This window comes from Actinomadura soli (genome assembly GCF_005889715.1).
Classification (GTDB): Bacteria; Actinomycetota; Actinomycetes; order Streptosporangiales; family Streptosporangiaceae; genus Spirillospora; species Spirillospora soli.
Genome location: NZ_VCKW01000019.1, coordinates 1 through 18,143 on the forward strand (window position 1 = coordinate 1; position 18,143 = coordinate 18,143).

The 18,143-nt window shown below is 71.4% G+C and carries 19 protein-coding genes; 7 read left to right on the plus strand and 12 right to left on the minus strand.

Going from position 1 to position 18,143, the window contains the following annotated elements:
* The 4 genes from ETD83_RS05660 to ETD83_RS05675 all read left to right on the plus strand — a co-directional run.
* Positions 1-1,362 (plus strand): NAD(P)/FAD-dependent oxidoreductase (locus tag ETD83_RS05660; protein WP_138643981.1); only part of this gene is annotated, 1,362 nt, incomplete at its 5' end.
* Positions 1,355-2,647: an MFS transporter gene (locus ETD83_RS05665; protein ID WP_138643982.1), complete on the plus strand. Its 1,293-nt coding sequence runs from the start codon at positions 1,355-1,357 to the stop codon at positions 2,645-2,647. The genes ETD83_RS05660 and ETD83_RS05665, both read left to right, overlap by 8 nt.
* 85 nt (positions 2,648-2,732) lie before the next feature.
* Positions 2,733-3,086 carry an ArsR/SmtB family transcription factor gene (locus ETD83_RS05670; RefSeq protein WP_138643983.1) on the plus strand — a complete coding sequence of 118 codons (354 nt, stop codon included), beginning with the start codon at positions 2,733-2,735 and terminating at the stop codon, positions 3,084-3,086.
* A 65-nt stretch (positions 3,087-3,151) separates the two neighbouring features.
* On the plus strand, positions 3,152-3,685 hold the full coding sequence (locus ETD83_RS05675) for a GNAT family N-acetyltransferase (protein WP_230420707.1): 534 nt from the start codon (positions 3,152-3,154) through the stop codon (positions 3,683-3,685).
* Between the two features lie 118 nt (positions 3,686-3,803).
* On the opposite strand, the gene ETD83_RS05680 is transcribed toward ETD83_RS05675, so the two are convergent.
* The 10 genes from ETD83_RS05680 to ETD83_RS05725 form a co-directional block, all read right to left on the minus strand.
* Positions 3,804-4,994 (minus strand): hypothetical protein, encoded by a 1,191-nt coding sequence (locus ETD83_RS05680; protein ID WP_138643984.1) that lies wholly within the window; start codon positions 4,992-4,994, stop codon positions 3,804-3,806.
* Positions 4,995-5,143: 149 nt separating this feature from the next.
* Entirely contained in the window at positions 5,144-6,049 is a 906-nt protein-coding gene (locus ETD83_RS05685; RefSeq protein WP_138643985.1) for an ABC transporter substrate-binding protein, read from the minus strand.
* Positions 6,046-7,275, minus strand: a complete 1,230-nt coding sequence (locus tag ETD83_RS05690) for an LLM class flavin-dependent oxidoreductase (RefSeq protein ID WP_138643986.1) — start codon at positions 7,273-7,275, stop codon at positions 6,046-6,048. Before ETD83_RS05690 ends, ETD83_RS05685 begins: the two co-directional genes overlap by 4 nt.
* Positions 7,265-8,239 (minus strand): LLM class flavin-dependent oxidoreductase, encoded by a 975-nt coding sequence (locus ETD83_RS05695; RefSeq protein ID WP_171064036.1) that lies wholly within the window; start codon positions 8,237-8,239, stop codon positions 7,265-7,267. Before ETD83_RS05695 ends, ETD83_RS05690 begins: the two co-directional genes overlap by 11 nt.
* The gene (locus ETD83_RS05700; RefSeq protein ID WP_138643988.1) at positions 8,236-9,264 is read right to left on the minus strand and encodes an ABC transporter substrate-binding protein; all 1,029 of its coding nucleotides are present in this window, start codon (positions 9,262-9,264) and stop codon (positions 8,236-8,238) included. The genes ETD83_RS05695 and ETD83_RS05700 overlap by 4 nt, the downstream gene beginning before the upstream one ends.
* Positions 9,261-10,067, minus strand: coding sequence for an ABC transporter ATP-binding protein (locus ETD83_RS05705; protein ID WP_138643989.1), 807 nt, complete (start codon positions 10,065-10,067; stop codon positions 9,261-9,263). The genes ETD83_RS05700 and ETD83_RS05705 overlap by 4 nt, the downstream gene beginning before the upstream one ends.
* A complete protein-coding gene (locus ETD83_RS05710; protein ID WP_138643990.1) occupies positions 10,064-10,933 on the minus strand; it encodes an ABC transporter permease in 870 nt (289 codons plus the stop codon). Before ETD83_RS05710 ends, ETD83_RS05705 begins: the two co-directional genes overlap by 4 nt.
* 61 nt (positions 10,934-10,994) lie before the next feature.
* The gene (locus ETD83_RS05715) at positions 10,995-12,044 is read right to left on the minus strand and encodes an ABC transporter substrate-binding protein (RefSeq protein ID WP_138643991.1); all 1,050 of its coding nucleotides are present in this window, start codon (positions 12,042-12,044) and stop codon (positions 10,995-10,997) included.
* Between the two features lie 286 nt (positions 12,045-12,330).
* A complete protein-coding gene (locus ETD83_RS05720) occupies positions 12,331-12,924 on the minus strand; it encodes an ASCH domain-containing protein (RefSeq protein ID WP_138643992.1) in 594 nt (197 codons plus the stop codon).
* A gap of 487 nt (positions 12,925-13,411) precedes the next feature.
* Positions 13,412-14,605: a cytochrome P450 gene (locus tag ETD83_RS05725; RefSeq protein ID WP_138643993.1), complete on the minus strand. Its 1,194-nt coding sequence runs from the start codon at positions 14,603-14,605 to the stop codon at positions 13,412-13,414.
* A gap of 222 nt (positions 14,606-14,827) precedes the next feature.
* Between ETD83_RS05725 and ETD83_RS42250 the strand changes: the two genes are divergently transcribed.
* The gene (locus ETD83_RS42250; protein ID WP_171064037.1) at positions 14,828-14,971 is read left to right on the plus strand and encodes a hypothetical protein; all 144 of its coding nucleotides are present in this window, start codon (positions 14,828-14,830) and stop codon (positions 14,969-14,971) included.
* A gap of 180 nt (positions 14,972-15,151) precedes the next feature.
* Positions 15,152-15,421 (plus strand): hypothetical protein, encoded by a 270-nt coding sequence (locus ETD83_RS44215; RefSeq protein ID WP_230420708.1) that lies wholly within the window; start codon positions 15,152-15,154, stop codon positions 15,419-15,421.
* Positions 15,422-15,490: 69 nt separating this feature from the next.
* Here the strand turns inward: ETD83_RS44215 and ETD83_RS42255 are convergent, their stop codons facing one another.
* Both ETD83_RS42255 and ETD83_RS05740 read right to left on the minus strand, forming a co-directional pair.
* Positions 15,491-16,429 carry a DUF6879 family protein gene (locus ETD83_RS42255; RefSeq protein WP_171064038.1) on the minus strand — a complete coding sequence of 313 codons (939 nt, stop codon included), beginning with the start codon at positions 16,427-16,429 and terminating at the stop codon, positions 15,491-15,493.
* Between the two features lie 42 nt (positions 16,430-16,471).
* Positions 16,472-17,251: a GNAT family N-acetyltransferase gene (locus ETD83_RS05740; protein WP_138643994.1), complete on the minus strand. Its 780-nt coding sequence runs from the start codon at positions 17,249-17,251 to the stop codon at positions 16,472-16,474.
* A 98-nt stretch (positions 17,252-17,349) separates the two neighbouring features.
* On the opposite strand from ETD83_RS05740, the gene ETD83_RS05745 reads away from it, so the two are divergent.
* Positions 17,350-18,138, plus strand: a complete 789-nt coding sequence (locus ETD83_RS05745) for an SCO2525 family SAM-dependent methyltransferase (RefSeq protein ID WP_138643995.1) — start codon at positions 17,350-17,352, stop codon at positions 18,136-18,138.
* Positions 18,139-18,143: the final 5 nt, after the last annotated feature.

Below are 18,143 nucleotides of genomic sequence, written 5' to 3' on the forward strand. Positions count from 1 at the left end.
GAGTGGGGGCATGTCCGGTTGTTCTCGCCATGGCGGTACGACACCGACGCCGCCGCGCGCCGCCTGCTGGAGCCGACCGGCTGGACGCTGCCCGACTCCGACGCGTTGCCGACCGGCGAGGAACTGGTGCGCGACTACCTGGCTCCGCTGGCCGAGGTGCCCGAGCTGGCCGGACGTGTCCGCACCGGTACCCGCGTCGTCGCCGTCACCCGGCAGGGCATGGACGTCACCCGCACCGTCGGACGTGATGAGCAGCCGCTGCTGGTGCGGACGGTCGGCCCCGACGGCGCCGTCACCGATCTGGCCGCCCGCGCGGTCATCGACACGTCCGGGACGTGGGGACACGCCAATCCGCTCGGCCACTCCGGCCTGCCCGCGCCCGGCGAGGACGAGGCCGCCCCCTACCTGACCGGGCCGCTGCCGGACGTCCTCGGCCGCGATCGTGACCGTTTCGCCGGACGTCATACGCTGGTCGTCGGCATGGGTCACTCGGCTGCCAACACGCTGCTCGCCTTGGCCGAACTCGCCAAGGCCGCGCCCGGCACGCGCATCACCTGGGCGGTGCGCGGATCGTCGGTCGCCCGCCTGTACGGTGGCGGCGACGCCGATGGCCTGCCCGCGCGGGGCGCGCTCGGCACCCGCCTGAAGAAGGCCGTGCAGGACGGCGAGATCGAGCTGGTCCGCGGCTTCACCGTCGCCCGCTTCACCGCCAGTTCGTCCGACCAGGCCGTCCGGGTCATCGGTGCCACCCCGGACGGGGAGAGCGTGATCGCGGCCGACACCGTGGTCGCGGCCACCGGGTTCCGGCCCGACCTGGACATGCTGCGCGAGGTCCGGCTCGACCTCGACCCCGCCGTCCAGGCCCCCGCCAAACTCGCCCCGCTGATCGACCCCAACTTCCACTCGTGCGGGACCGTCCCGCCGCATGGCGAACGCGACCTCGCCCACCCCGAGACCGGGTTCTACCTGGCCGGGATGAAGAGCTACGGCCGCGCCCCCACCTTCCTGATGGCCACCGGATACGAGCAGGTCCGCTCCATCGTCGCCGCGCTCGCCGGGGATCGGGAGGCGGCCGACACCGTCCAGCTCGACCTGCCCGAGACCGGCGTCTGCTCCACCAACCTGGTCACCGACGACCAACTGCCCGGCGCCGGCGCGCAAGAGGGCGGATGCGGAACCTCGTGCGCCACCCCGGCAGCCGAGCCCACCGGCCAGGCCGGGACCCAGGCCGCAGGCGGTTCGTGCTGCGGCACAGCGGCGCCCGAGCCGATCAGCATCGGCGTCGGCGCCCCGGCCGGACTGGGCTTCACCACCGGGATCGAGCACGGCCACTCGGGCGAGGCCGAACGCGCCGATGCCTGACGCGGCCGAACCGGCCGCCCAGGGCCGGGCGCCGGCGGCTCCGGCCGCGGGCGCCCGGTCGGCGCGTGTCCAGGCCCGGCGCGCGGTGAACAGCCCGCTGGCCGCGTTGTGCGTCACCGAGATCACCAGCTGGGGCGTGCTGTACTACGCCTTTCCCGTGCTGGCTCCCGCCATCACCCGCGACACCGGCTGGTCGACCGGTGCCATCACCGCCGCGTTCTCCGCCGCGCTGATCGTCGCCGCGCTCGGCGGCATACCGGTGGGCCGCGCCCTGGACCGCCGGGGCCCACGCGCCTTGATGACCGGCGGATCGGTGCTCGCCGCGCTGTCGGTCCTGGGGCTGGCGGCGGCGCCCAATTTCTGGTGGTTCACCGCCTGCTGGCTGGTGGCCGGTGCCGCGATGTCCGCCGTGCTCTACCAGCCGGCGTTCGCCGCGCTCACCCGCTACTACGCGCCCCGGCACGTCACCGCGCTGACGACCCTCACCCTCGCCGCCGGGCTGGCCAGCACCGTTTTCGCGCCGCTCACCGACGCGCTGTCATCCCAGCTGTCGTGGCGCGGCTCCTACCTGGTGCTGGCCGCCGTGCTGGCCGCGGTGACCGTCCCGCTGCACTGGCTGGCCCTACGGCGGCCCTGGCCCTCACCGCATGAAGGTGCGACGCACCGGACCGCGCCCGCCGCGAACCACGTCATGGGACGCGCCGCCGTGTGGGGCACCGTACGCAGCAGGCCGTTCCTCCTGCTCGCCGCGGCGCTGACCCTGTCGGCCTTCACAGGGTTCGCGGTCGTGGTCAACCTCATCGCGCTCCTCACCTCCCGCGGAGCGGACGCCAGCGTCGCGGCCTGGGCGCTCGGGCTCGGCGGCATCGGCCAGGTCACCGGACGCCTGGGCTACCGCGCACTCGCCCGCCGCACCGGCGTCCGCGCCCGCACGGTCTCGATCCTGGCCCTGTCGGCCGTCACCACCGCCGCCCTCGCCGTCATCCCGGGCCCGGTCGGGCTGCTCATCGCCGTGGCGTTCCTGGCCGGGACGACCCGCGGCATCGCCACGCTCCTGCAGCCCACCGCCGTTTCCGACCGCTGGGGCACGGCCGCGTACGGCTCCCTGTCCGGAATCCTGGCCGCCCCGATCACCACCGCCACCGCCATGGCCCCCTTCGCCGGAGCCGCTCTGGCGGCCGTGCTCGGCGGCTACCCGAACATGTTCCTGGCCCTCACCGGAGCCGCCGTCCTGGCCGCCCTCTTCGCCATCGGTACCGCACCGCCCGCCGCAAGAGACAGATGACGAGATCAGGCGAAGACCGCTGACGAACCGTCCCGGCAGAGCCCGGCTTTCCTCCTCGAGTCTCATCGTCTATCGTCGATGAACGATGGATAGGAAGAGGGGGCCGCTGGACCGGCCCACCGCCGCGGAGTACGCCTCCTGGTTCAGGGCGCTGGCCGACCCCACCCGGATCCAGATCGTGTCGCTGCTGGCCCGCCGGGGCCGCCCGATGACCGTGGGCGAGATCGTCGAGCAGGTCAGCGTCGGCCAGTCCACCGTCTCGGCCCATCTGAAGGTGCTGGGCGAGGTGCGGTTCGTCCTCGCCGACCAGCGCGGTACCACTCGCCTCTACCGGATCAACGACGCCTGCGTGGAGTGCTTTCCCACTGCCGCCGATCTGGTCATGGGACGGCCCGCCCCGGCCACGCCCACCACCCGCTCTCCTGGGAGAGCCCTTTGATGTCCGCTTCCGCTCGTCACGCGGCCGCGCTTCACGCGCCCGCCCGTCACGTCTGAGAGAGCGCCATGCCCCTCCCCCAGCAGCACGGCCCCGGTATCGACATCCGCGCCATGACGGCTCAGGACGCCGGCCAGGTCCTGGCGATCTACCAGCACGGCCTGGACACCGGGCACGCCAGTTTCGAGACCACCGCACCCGCCTGGGCCGACTTCGACGCCGCCAAGCTCGACCGGTACCGGTACGTCGCCGCCGATCCCGGCGCGGCCCCCGGCACCGACGTGCTGGGGTGGATCGCCGCCAGCCCGGTCTCCGACCGCTGCTGCTACGCCGGCGTCGTCGAGCACAGCATCTACATCAGCCCGCATGCCCGGGGCCGGGGTGTCGGCGCCAGGCTGCTGGCCGCGTTCATCGCCGCCACCGAGTCCGGCGGCATCTGGACCGTCCAGAGCGGCGTCTTCCCGGAGAACGCTCCCAGCCTTCGGCTGCACGCCAAGGCCGGATTCCGCACCGTCGGCACTCGCCGGCACCTCGGCCGGTTGCACGGCGAGTGGCGCGACGTCGTCCTGCTTGAGCGCCGCAGCCCCACCGTCGGCATGTGAGCCCGCGGCGTCGGCGGGTCTGCGACGCCGCAGCGGCGCCCGCGCGGACGCCGCTGCTGTCGGCCGATGGCGTCGCAACCGGCCGAGCTGCGCTAACCCAGTGAACTAACAGATGTCCCTACGGGATCGGCTCAAGGACGTAGGTTCCCGTTCCGTCCGGCCTGCCGGTGCTGTACTGCCGCATGGTCTCGTTGTCGGTGATCCGCTCCTGGCCGATCATGAATCCGGTCATCTTGTTCTGCAGGCCGACGAGGTTCGAGCCGGGCACGTCCTGGTAGACGTAGAACCGCTGGCCATCGTCGACGGTCCGGCATGCTTCCTCGAAGAACGGGGCGCTCTCCGTGGGCGCGTCCGCGGCCCTCAAGGTCAGGCACTTCTTGCTCTGGCGGGTGAGGAAGACGTGCTCGACCATGCCGTTGGTGGTCGGTCCCTGGCAGACCTGCCATTGCACCCTGGTGGACTTCGCCCAGGCGTGCAGCCGGAACTCGGCGGTGCCGTCGGCGTTCCACCAGAACAGCAGACGATCGGGCGTGGCGATCCGGTAGTAGCCCGCCAAGCAGGTGAAACCCGGCGGCAGTGCCGCGGGCGCCGCAACGCGGCCGGACGGAGCCTTCGCGGCCGGGGCGGGCGTGCGCGGCGCCGCCTGTGCCGGGGCTCCGGTGCAGCCCAGAACCTTCTGGGCCTTGCTCATGATGCTGCCCGCGGGCACCTTGTCCTCGCATCGGACGGCCCCCTCCTCGATCGTGGAGAAGGTCGTGTAGGTGCCTCCCGGACGCTCGGCCCACCGGGTGGCGAACCGGCCGCCGCCCAGGTCGACCCGGCCGCAGTTGAGGCTGCCGTAGACGCCGGTGACCTTGCTCGTCCCCTGGTAGAGGCCGTAGTAGCCGGGCTTGAGGAAGTTCCAGGTGATGGTCTGGGACTGGGCGTTGGTGGTGGCGGTGGACTTTCTCACCGTGCGGTTGACGAACGCCTCGACCTTGAACAGGGCTCCGATGCTGAACCCGCTGCTGATCTGGGTCGTGTTCCCGACCTCGACCGCGATCACGGTCTGGGTGCTCATCGTGACGCTCTGGGTGCCGGTCGAGCCGTCGGTGATGTAGTACCCCTTGAAATGGGTGATGGTGGGATCGGTCACCGCGCTCTTGATGAACGGATGTCTCTTGCCCAGATCGGCGGCCGTACAGGCATCACCCGCCTTGGGATCCTCGGCCGCCGCGGCCGATCTGACGGCCGTGTTCACGGTCACGAACGTCGATCCGGCCACCAGCGGAAGCAGCAGGCCGTGCGCCATCATCTTGATCTTTACCATGGGGTAACTCCCGAGTGCGGGATCAGAGTCAGGAGCAGACTCACACGATTCACCGCACGCGAGGAGACCCACGTTCAGGCCGGATGCGGCCTCACCGGATCGCCCGTGCTTCCCGGCCGGCCGCACCCGGCGGGCTTGCCGGCCGTCCGCTACGCGCGGGTGACCAGATCGGCCAGGTCCGGGAGGACGGCGTCGGCGACGGTGATCTTCCGGTCGAGCAGGCCGTTGGCGTGCAGCAGATCGGCGGCCCGCTGCTGCTCGGCGACGAAGTCGTCGCCGACCGGGAGCAGCCCGAACGGGCGGCCGCGCAGCGCGTGCTCCCACGCGTCGAGGTCGTCGCCATCGTCGGCGGCGAACAGCGCGGCGGCCTCGCGGGGGTTGGCGCGGATCCAGGCGTCCGACTCCTGCAGCGCCGCGACGATGGCCGCGAGGACGTCGCGGTGCCGGACGGCGAAGTCGCGCCGCGTGAACCACAGCGAGCGGTGGCTGAACAGCCCGTCGGTCTCGATCAGCGTCCGCGGTTCCGTCTCGCTCTCCAGCGCGGCGAGCGCGGGGTAGCTGCCCGTCCAGGCGTCGACCTTGCCGTCCAGGAGCAGTTGCGCGCCCTCGGCCCCGGCGTCGACCGGCTCGATGTCGCGCCAGGTCAGCCCGGCCTGGTCGAGCGCGAGCAGCAGGAGCGTGGTCTGCCAGGAGCCGTGGCCGAGGGCGACCCGCTTCCCGGCCAGGTCGGCCGGGGAGTCGATGCCGGAGCCGGGCAGGGCGACCAGCCGCCCGTTGTCCACCCGCGGCCCGGAGATCGCCACGTAGACGATGTCGTGGCCGCGGGCCTGCGCGGTGACCGGCGGCGTGGAGCCGGTGCCGATGAAGTCGTAGCCGCCGTCGAACAGGTGGTCGCCGTGCGCGGACGGCAGGCCCTCCGTGGGCGCGGGACGGGCGCCCGCGGGAAGCGACCGCAGGTCCACCCACTCCACGTCCGGCAGCGACCGCTCCAGGATGCCCCGGTGACGCAGCACCCAGAGCGAGTTGTTGTGGGGGAAGAAGCCGACGCGGGTCATCGGGTGGATCCTTTCGCTTCGAGCGTTCCGGGAGATTCAAGGGCTTCGGGTGATTCGAGCGTTTCGGGAGAGGGGACGGGCGTGTCCGGCGCGGTGTCCGGCCAGCGGCCGCGCAGCAGCGGAAGGACGTTCTCGCCGATGCGGCGCGCCTCCTCCAGGTGCGGCACCCCGGCGAGGATGAAGGCGTCCACGCCGAGCGCGATCAGCTCGTCGAGCCGGGCGGCGACCTGCGCGTAGCTGCCGACCAGCCCGAACGCGGGACCGCCGCGCAGCAGGTGGAACCCGCCCCACACGTTGGGGCTCGCCTCCAGCTCGCGGGGCGTGCGCACCGGCCAGTCGATGAACCGCGAGCTGCGCAGCCACCCGACCGAGTCGCCGGTGGACTCGGGGCCCCGCAGCCGCTCGGGGTCGACGTGCCGCCAGCCACGGCGGATCTCCGCCCACGCCTCGTCCTCGGTCTCGCGGGCCAGCACATCGATGCGCACCGCGAACCTGGGTGACCGGCCGATGGCGGCGCTGTGCTCGCGGACCTGGTCGAACTTGGCGGCCAGCGCGGGGAACGGCTCCAGCCACGACAGGTAGTAGTCGGCGTGCCGCCCGGCGGCCTCGATCGCCGCCCTGGACGAGCCCGAGAAGTAGACCTCCGGGAAGGGCTGCCCGGCGAGGCGCTCGGGGAGCCCCGCACCGTCGACCTGGTAGAAGCGGCCGTGGTGGGTGACCGGGCCTCCGTACCACACGGCCTTGAGGACGTCGAGGAACTCCGAGGTCCGGGCGTACCGGTCGTCGTGGCCGACCTTGTCGCCCCACCACAGCTGGGCGGGGCCGCCGCCGCCGGAGATGATGTTGTAGACGACGCGTCCGCCGGTGGCGCGCTGCAGGCTCGCCGACATCCGCGCCGCCTGCACCGGGTGCAGGAAACCGGGCTGGAAGGCGATCATGAACCGGTAGCCGGTGGTCTCGCGCGCCAGGCTCGCGGCCGCCGCCCAGGGGTCGTCGGTGAAGGGGAACGAGGGCAGCAGCCCGCCGACGAACCCCGACAGCTCGGTGGAGCGCGCGACGTCGGCCATGTGGTCCAGGTGGCTGTACCCGTCCGGACGGCCCTCGCGCAGCCCCGGGGTGATGCTGCCCGGCACGACCGGCGACCAGTCGCCGCGGGTCACCAGGCGGCGGCGCAGCGACGGCTGGTCGCCGTGCGTCCCGATGCGCCAGTAGATGTCAATCGACATGGGCGTGCTCCCGAACGAAGAGGGGCAGCAACTGCTCCCCGAGCCGGTAGATCTCCTCGACGCGCGGCGGCGGCTCCAGGACGAACGTGCTCACGCCCCGGTCGGCATAGCCCCGCAGCTCCGCCGCGACCTGCTCGAACGACCCGGTGAGGGCATGCTCGGGGACGTTCCGGACGGCGTGCGCCTCGGCCTCGTCCTCGCGCGCCGCCACGGAAAGCCGCAGTCCCGAGGCGACGCTCCGGCCGTGCCCGGCGGCGCGTTCGCCGAGGTCGGCGATGAGCGCGTCGAGGTCGTCGGTCACGTCGAAGACGTGGACGTCGGCGTGCTTCGCCGACAGGTCCAGCGCGTCGGCCGAAACGCCGGACAGATGGACGGCCGGGAACCGCCGTCCGGCCAGCGGACCCTGGAAGCCGCCTGCGAGGACCTGGAAGAACCTGCCCTCGTAGGTGTAGTCCTCGTGCTCCCACACGCCCTTGGCGATGCTGAGGAACTCGTCGGCGCGGGCGTACCGGTCGGGGCCCTCCAGGAAATCGCCGTGCGCCCGCGCCGTCGCCGGGGGAAGGTCGACGACCGGCCACCAGCCGAAGCGGTCTTCGGTGAACCGCTGCAGCGACGCCGACAGCTTCGCCGCGTACACCGGGGTCCCGACGCCCGGATGGAAGCCCGCGACGCCGTGGATCCAGCGGTTGTGGCGCAGCAGCCCCGCGACCACCACCAGCGACTCCTCCGCGTCGGGCGCGAAGGGAGCGACGACCCCGTCGAACCCGGTGACCTCGGCGGCGCGTCCCACCTCGCCGATCGTGTCGAAGGGCCCGTACCGGCCCTGGCGGATGTCGGTGACGAACTCCGGCAGCGGCGCCGGGGTCGCGTCCGGCCCGGTCGTCGGCAGCGTGAGCAGGAACCTGAACGGCCTCTTGTGGGGGGACGGCTCCCCGCACCCCCCGAAACGGCCGGGGGGCGTCATGCCGCCGTCCTCGCGGAGACCTGGCGCAGCGGCTCGGGCTCCGCCCATGACACAACGTCCACGTCGGCGGCCAGGAAGCCGTGGAGCAGCAGGAAGTCCTTCTGCTTCACGAGCAGGTCGAGGCGTTCGGGCGAGAGGTCGGGACGCAGCGTGCGGTGGAACCCGTCGCGGTAGGCGGTGCGCACGCCGGACGCGCCCGACCGGGTCTCCCCGGCGAGGATCCGCCGCACGCCGTCCAGGTCGGCGGCGGCCCAGTCGGCCGCGCGCAGCGTGGCGGCGAGGAACGCGGTCACCAGCTCGGGCCGCTCGTCCAGCAGCCGCTCGTGCACGGTGATCGGCCGCGGCGTACCGTTGTTGACGCGGGTCGCCGGGTCGGGATGGGCGTCCAGGTCGACGCCGACGACGAGGCCGAGAGCGGCGGCCTGCTCGGCGGCGCGGGCGCCCTTGACGTAGACGGCGTCGACCTGCCCGCGGGCGAGTTCGTCCAGGCCGGGCCACGCGATGCGGCCGCCGCGCGCGTCCCGTCCCACCGATGGCGACAGGTCGGCGGCGACCTCGACGAACCTGACGTCGTCCAGGCCGAGGCCGCCCTGGGTGAGCGCGCCCTTGATGCCGTGCAGCGCCATCGCGCGCGGGAAGCTCTGCGCCCTGGTCCGGGCCCAGCCGGGCAGCGCCACCCGGGCGCCGCGCAGGTCCTGCGGCCCTTCGATGCCCGAGCCCGGACGGACGAGGACCGACTGCCACTCCTCGATCCACGTCAGCCCGATCAGCCTGGTCGGCGCGCCCTCACTGCGGGCGGCCAGCGCGGGGACGTTGCCGCCCTCGCGGAACAGCCCCGGCAGGTCGTGGTCGAAATGGTGCCGGGCCAGCTCGGATTCCGCGTCCTGCAGGACGCCCACCTCCAGCCCGAACGGCGCGAACGCCTCGGCCAGCCCGCCGAGCCGGTGGGCGAGGCCGCTGGCGGTCGGAACCGGGCAGCGGGTGAACCAGATCTTGTCGACACCACGGTTACGCGGACTGCTCATGCGATCACTCCTCGGTCGGACGTCAGGTCGGCTTGGCCGGACGGCAGGGCTACTCGGTCGGACGGCACGGACGCCTGGCCGGACGGCGGGGCGACGCCCAGGCGGGCCAGCAGCTCACGACGGTGCTCCAGCACCGCCGGGTCGGACGCGGCCGACGACGCGCCGCGGGGACGGGGCAGGTCGATGGCACGGTCCACCACGAAGGCGCCGTCGTCCAGCACCGCGACCCGGTCGGCCAGGCGCACCGCCTCGTCCACGTCGTGGGTGACGAGCACGACCGCGGGACGGTGCCGCGCGCACAGCTCCGCCACCAGATCCTGGGCCTGCAGCCGGGTCAGGGCGTCCAGGGCGGCGAAGGGCTCGTCCAGCAGCAGCACCTGCGGGTCGCGCACCAGGGCGCGGGCCAGCGCCACCCGCTGCGCCTCCCCGCCCGACAGGGTGGCGGGCCAGGCGCGCTCACGTCCGCCCAGACCGACCTCGGCGAGCGCGCGGCCGCCCTTGCCCCGCGTCGAACGCGGCAGCCCGAGCGTGACGTTGGCCAGCACGCGTCTGGCCACCACCAGCCGGGGCTCCTGGTAGACCGTGGTGACGCGCGGCGCGGTCAGCACCGTCCCCGCGTCGGGCCGCTCCAGGCCGGCCAGCAGGCGCAGCAGCGTGGTCTTGCCGGTGCCGCTCGGGCCGAGCAGCGCGAAGAACTCGCCGCGCCTGACCTCCAGGTCGATCCCGTCCAGGACGGTCCTGGCGCCGAACGCCTTGCGCAGCCCCCGCACCCGCACCGCCACCTCGCGCTCGTCGCGGGTCATCGGGCCGTCACCTGCCCGCGCCACGGCGTGGCGAGCCGTTCCAGACCCCGGATCGCCAGGTCGATGAGCAGCCCGAGCAGCGCGTAGATCAGGATGCACAGCACCATGTAGTCGTTGCGGTAGTACTGCTGGGCGAGCGTCACCAGGTAGCCGATGCCCTCGGTCGCGCCGAGCTGCTCGGCGGCGATCAGCCCGGTCAGCGACACCGACAGGCTGATCCGCAGGGCCATCAGCACGCTCGGCAGCGCGGACGGGAGCACCACCGACACCGCCAGCCGCGCCCCGCGAAGCCCGAACCCGCGCGCGGCCTCGACCACCTTGCGGTCGACGCTGCGCACGCCCAGGTAGACGTAGGCGTACATGGGCGCGGACGCGGCCACCGCGATGAGCGCGACCTTGAACGTCTCGCCGACGCCGAACCAGGAGATGAACAGCGGCACCAGCGCCAGGAACGGCACCGCCCGCTTCATCTGCAGGGTCAGGTCGATCAGCTCCTCGCCGAGCGCGGACAGCCCGGCGGCCGCGCCGAGCACCAGCCCCGCACCGCAGCCGACCAGGACGCCGAGGGCCGCGCGCCGCGCCGAGGCGAGCACGTAGTCGGCGAGCTGCCCGGTGGAGGCCAGCTCCCCCAGGGCGGACAGCACGGCGCCCGGTCCGGTCAGGACGTCCGGCGGGATGCGGCCGCTGCCCGCCCCCCACCACCAGGCGACCAGCAGCGCCAGCGGCACCGACACCCGCAGGGCCAGCGAGATCGCCGGACGCCGTCGCCGCTGCCCGATCCACGGCGGCGGGCGCAGCTCATCGACGGGTCCCGCTGCTGGACGCCGCGCCACGGTCCCGGCATCGGACGCGATCTCGGCGGTCATCGGGCCCTGCCCTTCCGCGGCCCGACTCCCTCGGGGCCTGAAGGCCCTCGCTGCGCCACGGTCATTGGGCGGCCCCCAGCTTGAAGAGGACGTCCTCGGGCCGGATCGCCTTCGGCAGCACGCCCTGCTCCTGGAACAGACCGGCGACCGCGGTGACGTGCGCGCCGTCGGCGTCGGTGACGGGACGCGGCACGTTCTGGTAGCGGGCCTTGGCGATCGCGTCGTCCAGCCGTGCACCGGACAGGGCGGTCGGGCCCTTGTCGAGGAACACGTTCTGGAACCTGCGCGGGTCGCGCTTCTCCTGCTCGGTCAGCTCGCGGACCACGTCCAGGAAGACCTGGACGGCGCGCGGGTTCGCCTGGAGCACCTCGGTGCGGGCGGCGAAGATGGTGAGGTCGCGGTCGGGCAGGTCGCGGCCGTGCAGCAGGACCCGCGCACCCTTGGCGACCACCTCGGGATAGGCGTCGACGATCGCCCACCAGGCGTCCACCTTGCCGGTCGCGAACGCCGACGCGCCCTGCGCCGGGTTCAGATGGACGCGCTGGACCTGCGAGGCCGGGATCCCGGCCTGTTTGAGCGCGAGCAGCAGCAGGTACTCACCGCGTCCGGCCTTGTTGACGGCGACGCGCTTGCCGACGAGGTCGCGCACCGTCCTGGCGGGGCTGTCGGCCTTGACGACCAGGCCGTCCTCGTAGGGCGCGGCCTTGTCGGCGACCCGGTCGGCGGCGGCGAAGATGCGCAGGTCGCGACCGTTGGCCAGGTAGCCCACGGCCGGTGAGATCGCACCCTCCAGCACGTTCACCGACCTGGAGCGCACCGCGTCGATCGTCGCCGTGAACGAGGCGTACGAGCCGCCCCACTCCACCCGCGCGCCGACGGCCTTGAGTCGCTTCTCCAAGATCTTCTCGCGCTTGGCGTAGGCGAGCACACCGGCGTTGCCCGGGTCGCTCAGCTTGATCACCGTGCCGCGCCCGGAGCCGCCGCCCCCGGCCGTGGCCGACCCGCCGCAGGCGGCGACCAGGCTCAGCAGCAGGGCGAGGACGGCGCAGACCAGCGGTGTCTGACGGCGCGGGGCTTTCGCTCGGGAGGCGTGCGGAACAGAACTCGACATGGCTGATTTGGCCCTTCACGAACGAGCGAGAAGACCGCCGCCGCGTCCGGACATGGCACGGCGGGGTTCTCGCGAGAGGAGAACTCGAGGGGAGGAGGGAAGAGGGCAGATCGGGATCAGCGACAGAGAGTGCTGTCCAGCCGCATGTGGTCCACCACACGCCGGACGGTCAGTGCGCGCGCCATATTCCTATAATTATGGTAGGAAAAGTATGTGTCAAGCCCATATCGCAGGTCAGGCCGACCGCGGCCCGGGTCGGGTCACCTCGTCGAACGACTCTTCAAGATCATTCGCCCAGGGATCGCAAGTAGGCCATGAGGGCCTTGCCGCGCGGGGAGAGGCGGTAACCGGTCTCCAGGCTTTCGGTGAGGCCGAGGGACTTGAGGCGGCGGACGTCGGCCTTGAAAGGAAGTTTGTCGCGGTCCAGACGTTCGGCGAGATCCTGGGCGCGCAGGCCGGGGTGTTCCTCGATGAGGCGGAGGACCTCGCGGGTCCAGGGGCCGCGGCGGCTGCGGGCGTCGACGGCGTCCAGGGCGGCTTCGAGGTCGGCCAACTCCTGGTCGGTCAGGTCGGCGTTCCCTGCCAGCTCCGATCTGGGGTCGGGGCCGCCGAGATGGAGCATGACGCGGTGGTAGGCGCCCTCCTTGGTGCTCTTGGAGAGGGCGGTGAGCAGCGCCGCGCGGCTCTTGAAGCCCGAACGGAGGGCGTCCTCCTCGGTGATCTCCTCGGGGGTGACGGCCGTGACCGAGTCGATGACGATGATCCCCGCCCAGGTGCGCTGGGTGCTCCCCGCGCGGACCCGGGGCTCGGCCCACACCCGGAACACCCGGTCGATCCGCCCGCCCGCGATCCCCTCAAGGACCTCCTTCCTGAACAGCATCGTTCCCCTCCCGGGTGATACGCCTCTCCATGAAACCGCCGTGCTCGCCATCGACGCGGCGCTCACCATCGTCCAACGCGCAGCTCACCGCCGTCGAACCGCCGCGCGCCCGGCCGGACGGTACCGCCATTCGCCCCGTCCCAACCCTGCCGGCCCCTGCTCCTCGCCGCCGAGCCGGGTGCTCACGGCGTACCAGTCCGACCTGGGCGTCCGAAAGGGCGCGGGTAATGGTGATTCCGTTCAGGCATCCGAGGGCGGATGGATTGGCGGTTTCCGGCGAGCGGTAGCGACCCTGGATTCTTCCAGGGGCGGCAGAACCCTCCGGCATGCCAGCATCATCCCCGATGACCCGGAAAGCCCGTTTAAGCCGCCGACTTCGGCGTGACGGGAATCGCATCAGGGATCAGGAGGGAATGGCACGTGAAAATCATGCGAAAACTCGGCCTGGCCACGGTCGCGGGCACGACGCTGCAGGGGCGCGGCCGACTCACCACGTGACCATGAGCCTGCGCGGGCGGCGCACAAACCTGTTCATGTGCCAGGGCACCTGGTCGGACGGCTGAGCGAGGCGGAGGCCGGGAAGCCGGGTAGCGAGGGTGGCCAGGGCGACCTGGAGTTCCATCCGGGCCAGCGCGGCGCCGACACAGCGGTGCATGCCGTGGCCGAAGGCGATGTGCGGGTTGTCCCGCCGGGTGAGGTCCATGGTCTCGGCGTCGGGGAACGCCCGCGCGTCGCGGTTGGCGGCGGCCAGCTCGATCAGGACCTGGTCGCCCGCATGCAGGCGCACACCGCTCAGCTCGACGTCTTCGAGGACGAAGCGGGTCATCGAGCCCTGGGCGATCAGCGGCACGTACCGCAGCAGTTCCTCGACCGCGGCCGGGACCAGGCCGGGATCGGCGGCGAGCCGCGCGTAGCCGCCGTCGCGCAGCAGCAGGAAGACGAAGTTGGGGATCTGCGAGGCGGTCGTCTCGTGGCCGGCGGCGAGCAGGGCGCGCAGCAGGTTGTTGACCTCGTCCTCGGTGAGGCCGTCCCCCTCGATCCGCTCCCGCACCAGCGCGCCGATCAGGTCGTCGGTGGGGTGGCGCACGCGATGCGCCGCCAGGGCGCCGAGGTAGGCGTTCATCTCGCCGATGCTGGCCTGGACCTCCTCGATCGTCAGCTCGGTGCTGAGCAGCGCGTCGGTCCAGGCGGTGAAGCGGGGCCGGTCCGCGGCGGGGACGCCGAGCAGGTCGCAGATGACCTCGACCGGCAGCGCGAGCCCGAACACGTCCACCAGGTCGGCCGGGGGACCGTCCTGGACCATGGCGTCCAGGAGGCGGTCAGCGATCTTCTGGGTGCCGGGCCGCAGGTCCTCGACCCGGCGCGGGGTGAAGGTCCGGAAGATGAACCGGCGCAGCCGGGTGTGCTCGGGCGGGTCGGTGGTGAGCAGGGTGCGGCTGGCCGGGTCCACCGGCGTCATCCCGGCGACCTGGTCGGCCGGGATACCGGCCCGCTCGCAGTCGCGGCCGAAGACGGGGCTGCTCAGGACGTGGCGCGCGTCCTCGTAGGAGGTGACCAGCCAGGCGGGCGCCCCGTAGTCGAGTTGGACACGGACGGGGCCCGCCCGGCGCGCCTCGCTCAGCAGCGGGGACGGGCGCAGGGCGTGGTCGGTCGGAAACGGGAAGGCTTTGGGCTCCTGCATCGTGACTCCGCGGGGGGACGGTCGAAGAAAAGGATCAGACCTGGAACGATCCTGCCCTGTTTCCATTGCCCAGAATTGCCGCTCCCCAAGGTGACCGGCATGTCAGGCTCACGTAACGCAAGAAGCAGTCGGCACTGACCGCGCCGAGCCCATCGCTCGCTTATATTCGAGGCGTTTATCGAATGTGGTCGACCGAATTAAGGCGACGATATAGATCGTCTTTTGCTGCGGCTGGAGATGCGCGACGGTCGTGCGTCACTCTTCGGCCATCACGCACCGGCCGCTGCACCACAAGCCGGGCGGGTCAAAATCGATGGACAGCTTCCGTCCGTCCGCGGCATCGTGGCCGACCGTGACGAGCAGTGAGCTGTGGCCCCGTGAGACCGCCGACCGCTATGACGCCGAGGAGAGCGAGATGTCCTCGGCCGCTGTGCTCGGACCGGCTCTCGCCTTCCTCGCCGAACTCGCCGGAGACGGCCGGGCGCTGGAATTCGCCATCGGAACCGGGCGGGTGGGCGTCCGTTCCTGCCACCAGGGCAGGTCGCGGTGCCGTTCGACGTCTCCGAGCGGCATCTCGGTTTCGACACCTTCGACCTGGTCGAGCAGGTGCTCGTCTCGCACCACCTCACCAGCGACGGCGAGGACGGCCGCTACCGCCGCGACAGCTCCCGGCACCGGTACGCGTGGCCGGCGGAGCTCGACCTGATGGCGCGGATCGCGGGGCTTGAGCTGGAACGGCGCGTCGCGGACTGGGACGGGGCACCGTTCACCCAGGACTCCGCCAAGTACGTCTCCGTCTGGCGCAAGCCGGCCTGAGGCAGCCCCTCCCCGGTGCAGACGCGGGGCAAGGGCGCGGCGGCGCAGGGTTTCAGCCGCGGGGCCCGGTCAGGGCTCTACTCGGCCCGGGGCGCTGCTCTCGGCGAGTTGCCAGAGGTGTTCGAAGCGCTCCTTGCACGCGCGGGTGTAGTCGGTCCGGGTCCGGAGGCGGGTCATGAAGAAGCCGAGCTGGCGGTTCGAGGCCGGGACGACTTCGTAGGCGACCTCTTCGTCGAAGAGGATGAAATCGGTCTGGCTGTCGAGGATGGAGGGGATCTGGTCGTAGCGGAGCACCCTGACCTCGATCCCCGCGCCGCGCTGCTCCTGGGTGATGGACCGGAAGTCCTCGTCGTTGACGTCCGGGTCGGCCTCCATGATGAACAGGCGGCGGATGGTCACTCCCCGGCCCTTGGCGTCGACCTGGGCCTTGAGGTAGCGCCGGCCGTGCTCGCTGGTCCAGAAGCCCCCGCTGAAGTTCTCCCCCTTGCCGTCGACCGTGGTGGTGCTGGTCGCGTCGAGGGTCTTCATGGTGGCGTGGGTCAGCTGAAGGATCCAGTTGTGGTCCTCACCGTCGCAGGTCACCTCGCCCTCGCCCCGGCTGAGCCGGTCGATCAGGTCGGTGTCGCCCTTCACCACGATCTCGGTGAACCGCCTGATCAGCGGCGGGCAGTCCTGGCCGAAGTTCACCACGGCCTCGCGGAAGCGGGTGAAGGCCTCGCGGTCCAGGGCCGAGTCGCCCAGTGCCTGCTGCCACTTGGAGGACTCGATGGCCAGATCGGTGGCGCGCATCCACCGTTCGATCCCCTCGACCCGGCCATCGAAGTCGATCAGCAGCTGCACCAGCATGATCACGCTGCCGATCAGCACCGACAGGGTGAGCGACTGGGCGATGGACTGGTCGGCGACGTAGTTGGTGATGATGAAGGCGAAGGCCCCGGCGGCCGCGGCGGCGGCGATCTTCCTGAGCACGGCGCCGGCGGTGATGGACGGTGAGGGCTCTCTCGTCACGCTCAACAACCTCCAAAGCTGAAGTCCGCGCGGCCTCCCTGATCACTTCTGCTGGACGACGTAGCTGGCCTTGTCGTGAAACCCGAGGACCGCTCCACCGTCCGCGACGAGCCGGCCGAGGGTGTCCCGGACCGCGCCGCGCCAGCGGGCGGCCAGGTCGGAGCCGGCCGCCCGGATTCCCTCGATGTCCGGGGGCACTTCGAGCAGGACGGTCTCGGAGTCCGTCACGCGGATCTCCGGCCCCCCGTCCGGCCGGACGACGAGCAGCCGCTGCGCATCGGCCGGAACCTTGATCGGCATTGGACGGCCGCGTACGACCGCCTCCCTCACGTCGGGCTCCGTGATGTGCCAGACGACCCTGATCCGGTCGGACCTGTCCTGCCCGTTGATGGCGTCGGGCATCTGGCCGTAGTGGTTCTCGAGGTACGCCTCGGCGCGCGCGCCGAGCTTCGCGAGGTTGAAGTGCGCGTTGCGGCGTACGAGGGGGTCGAAGGTCCAGATGATCCGCTCGATCCCGTGGTCCATCGCCCAGCGCCGCTGGTGCAGCTTGAGTTCCAGACCGGCGTGCGGCTGGACCGCGCCGGTCACATACGACAGGAGCGCCCGGCTGTGCGGCGGCCCGAAGTGACCGACCGACGCGCCGACCAGCGCACCTTGGAGAAACGCTCCGGCGACGTAGTTCCCCTCATACGCGTAGCCGCGCATGATCTCCCGCAAGATCGAGAGTGCTCCGTCCTCGAACCCCCAGATCTGGTCGAACAACTCGCAGGCCGCGGCCAGCTCATCGAGCTCCCGTAGTTCCCGGATTACAAAAGCGGACATGCCCACCTGCCTGGGGTCGGTGCACTCTTGATCCAAGATGCGCGATCACGTATACATTTCTACAATGATTGCGGGACGTTTCGGGAGGACTATTGCCCATGCACCGCGAGACTGATCTTGGCCAGGAACGGTCAGCGAATTCGAGTTTCAACCGAGAGGTTTCCTGGAACCAGATGGACCTGCCGACGTACTGGCAGTCCAACTACCAGGATCCGCACGGGGACGACCTGAGCTTCGTCGCAATGATCGGTGCCTTCATGGTCGATCATCTTCAGGGCAGAACCGACCTCGAAGGCGTCGATGTCGGCACCGGAGCCAATCTCTATCCCGCCTTCTCCATGCTCCCCTTTTGCTCCACCCTGACACTGATCGACTTGTCTCCCTCCAGTATCAACTGGCTCACGCGCGAGCTCGAGGGCCCGCTGGCGGCCTGGACTCCCTTCTGGGACGAGTTCGCCAAGATCCCCGCGTACGCGGCCGCCGGCCCGCTGGACGAGGCCGTCAGGGCCCGCACCCGGATCGAGATCAAGCAGGCGTCGGTCTTCGACCTGCCCGCCGAGCAGTGGGACGTCGGCACGATGTTCTTCGTCGCCGAATCCATATCCGGGGACAGGGAGGAGTTCCGGACGGCACTCGCGAGGTTCGCCAGCGCACTGCGGCCGGGCGCTCCGTTCGCCGTCGGGTTCATGGAGAACTCCGAAGGCTGGCGGGTCGGCGATCAAGACTTTCCGGCCGTGGCGGTATCGATCGAGGACGTCGTCGCGTCCATGCCTTTTTGCACACAACTGCACCATGTGAAACGGCTGAGCGCGGAGGAAGAGCCGATCCGTTCGGGGTATACTGGAATGATCTTGGCTTGCGGTATCAAAAGATCAACTGAAAGCTGAGCACG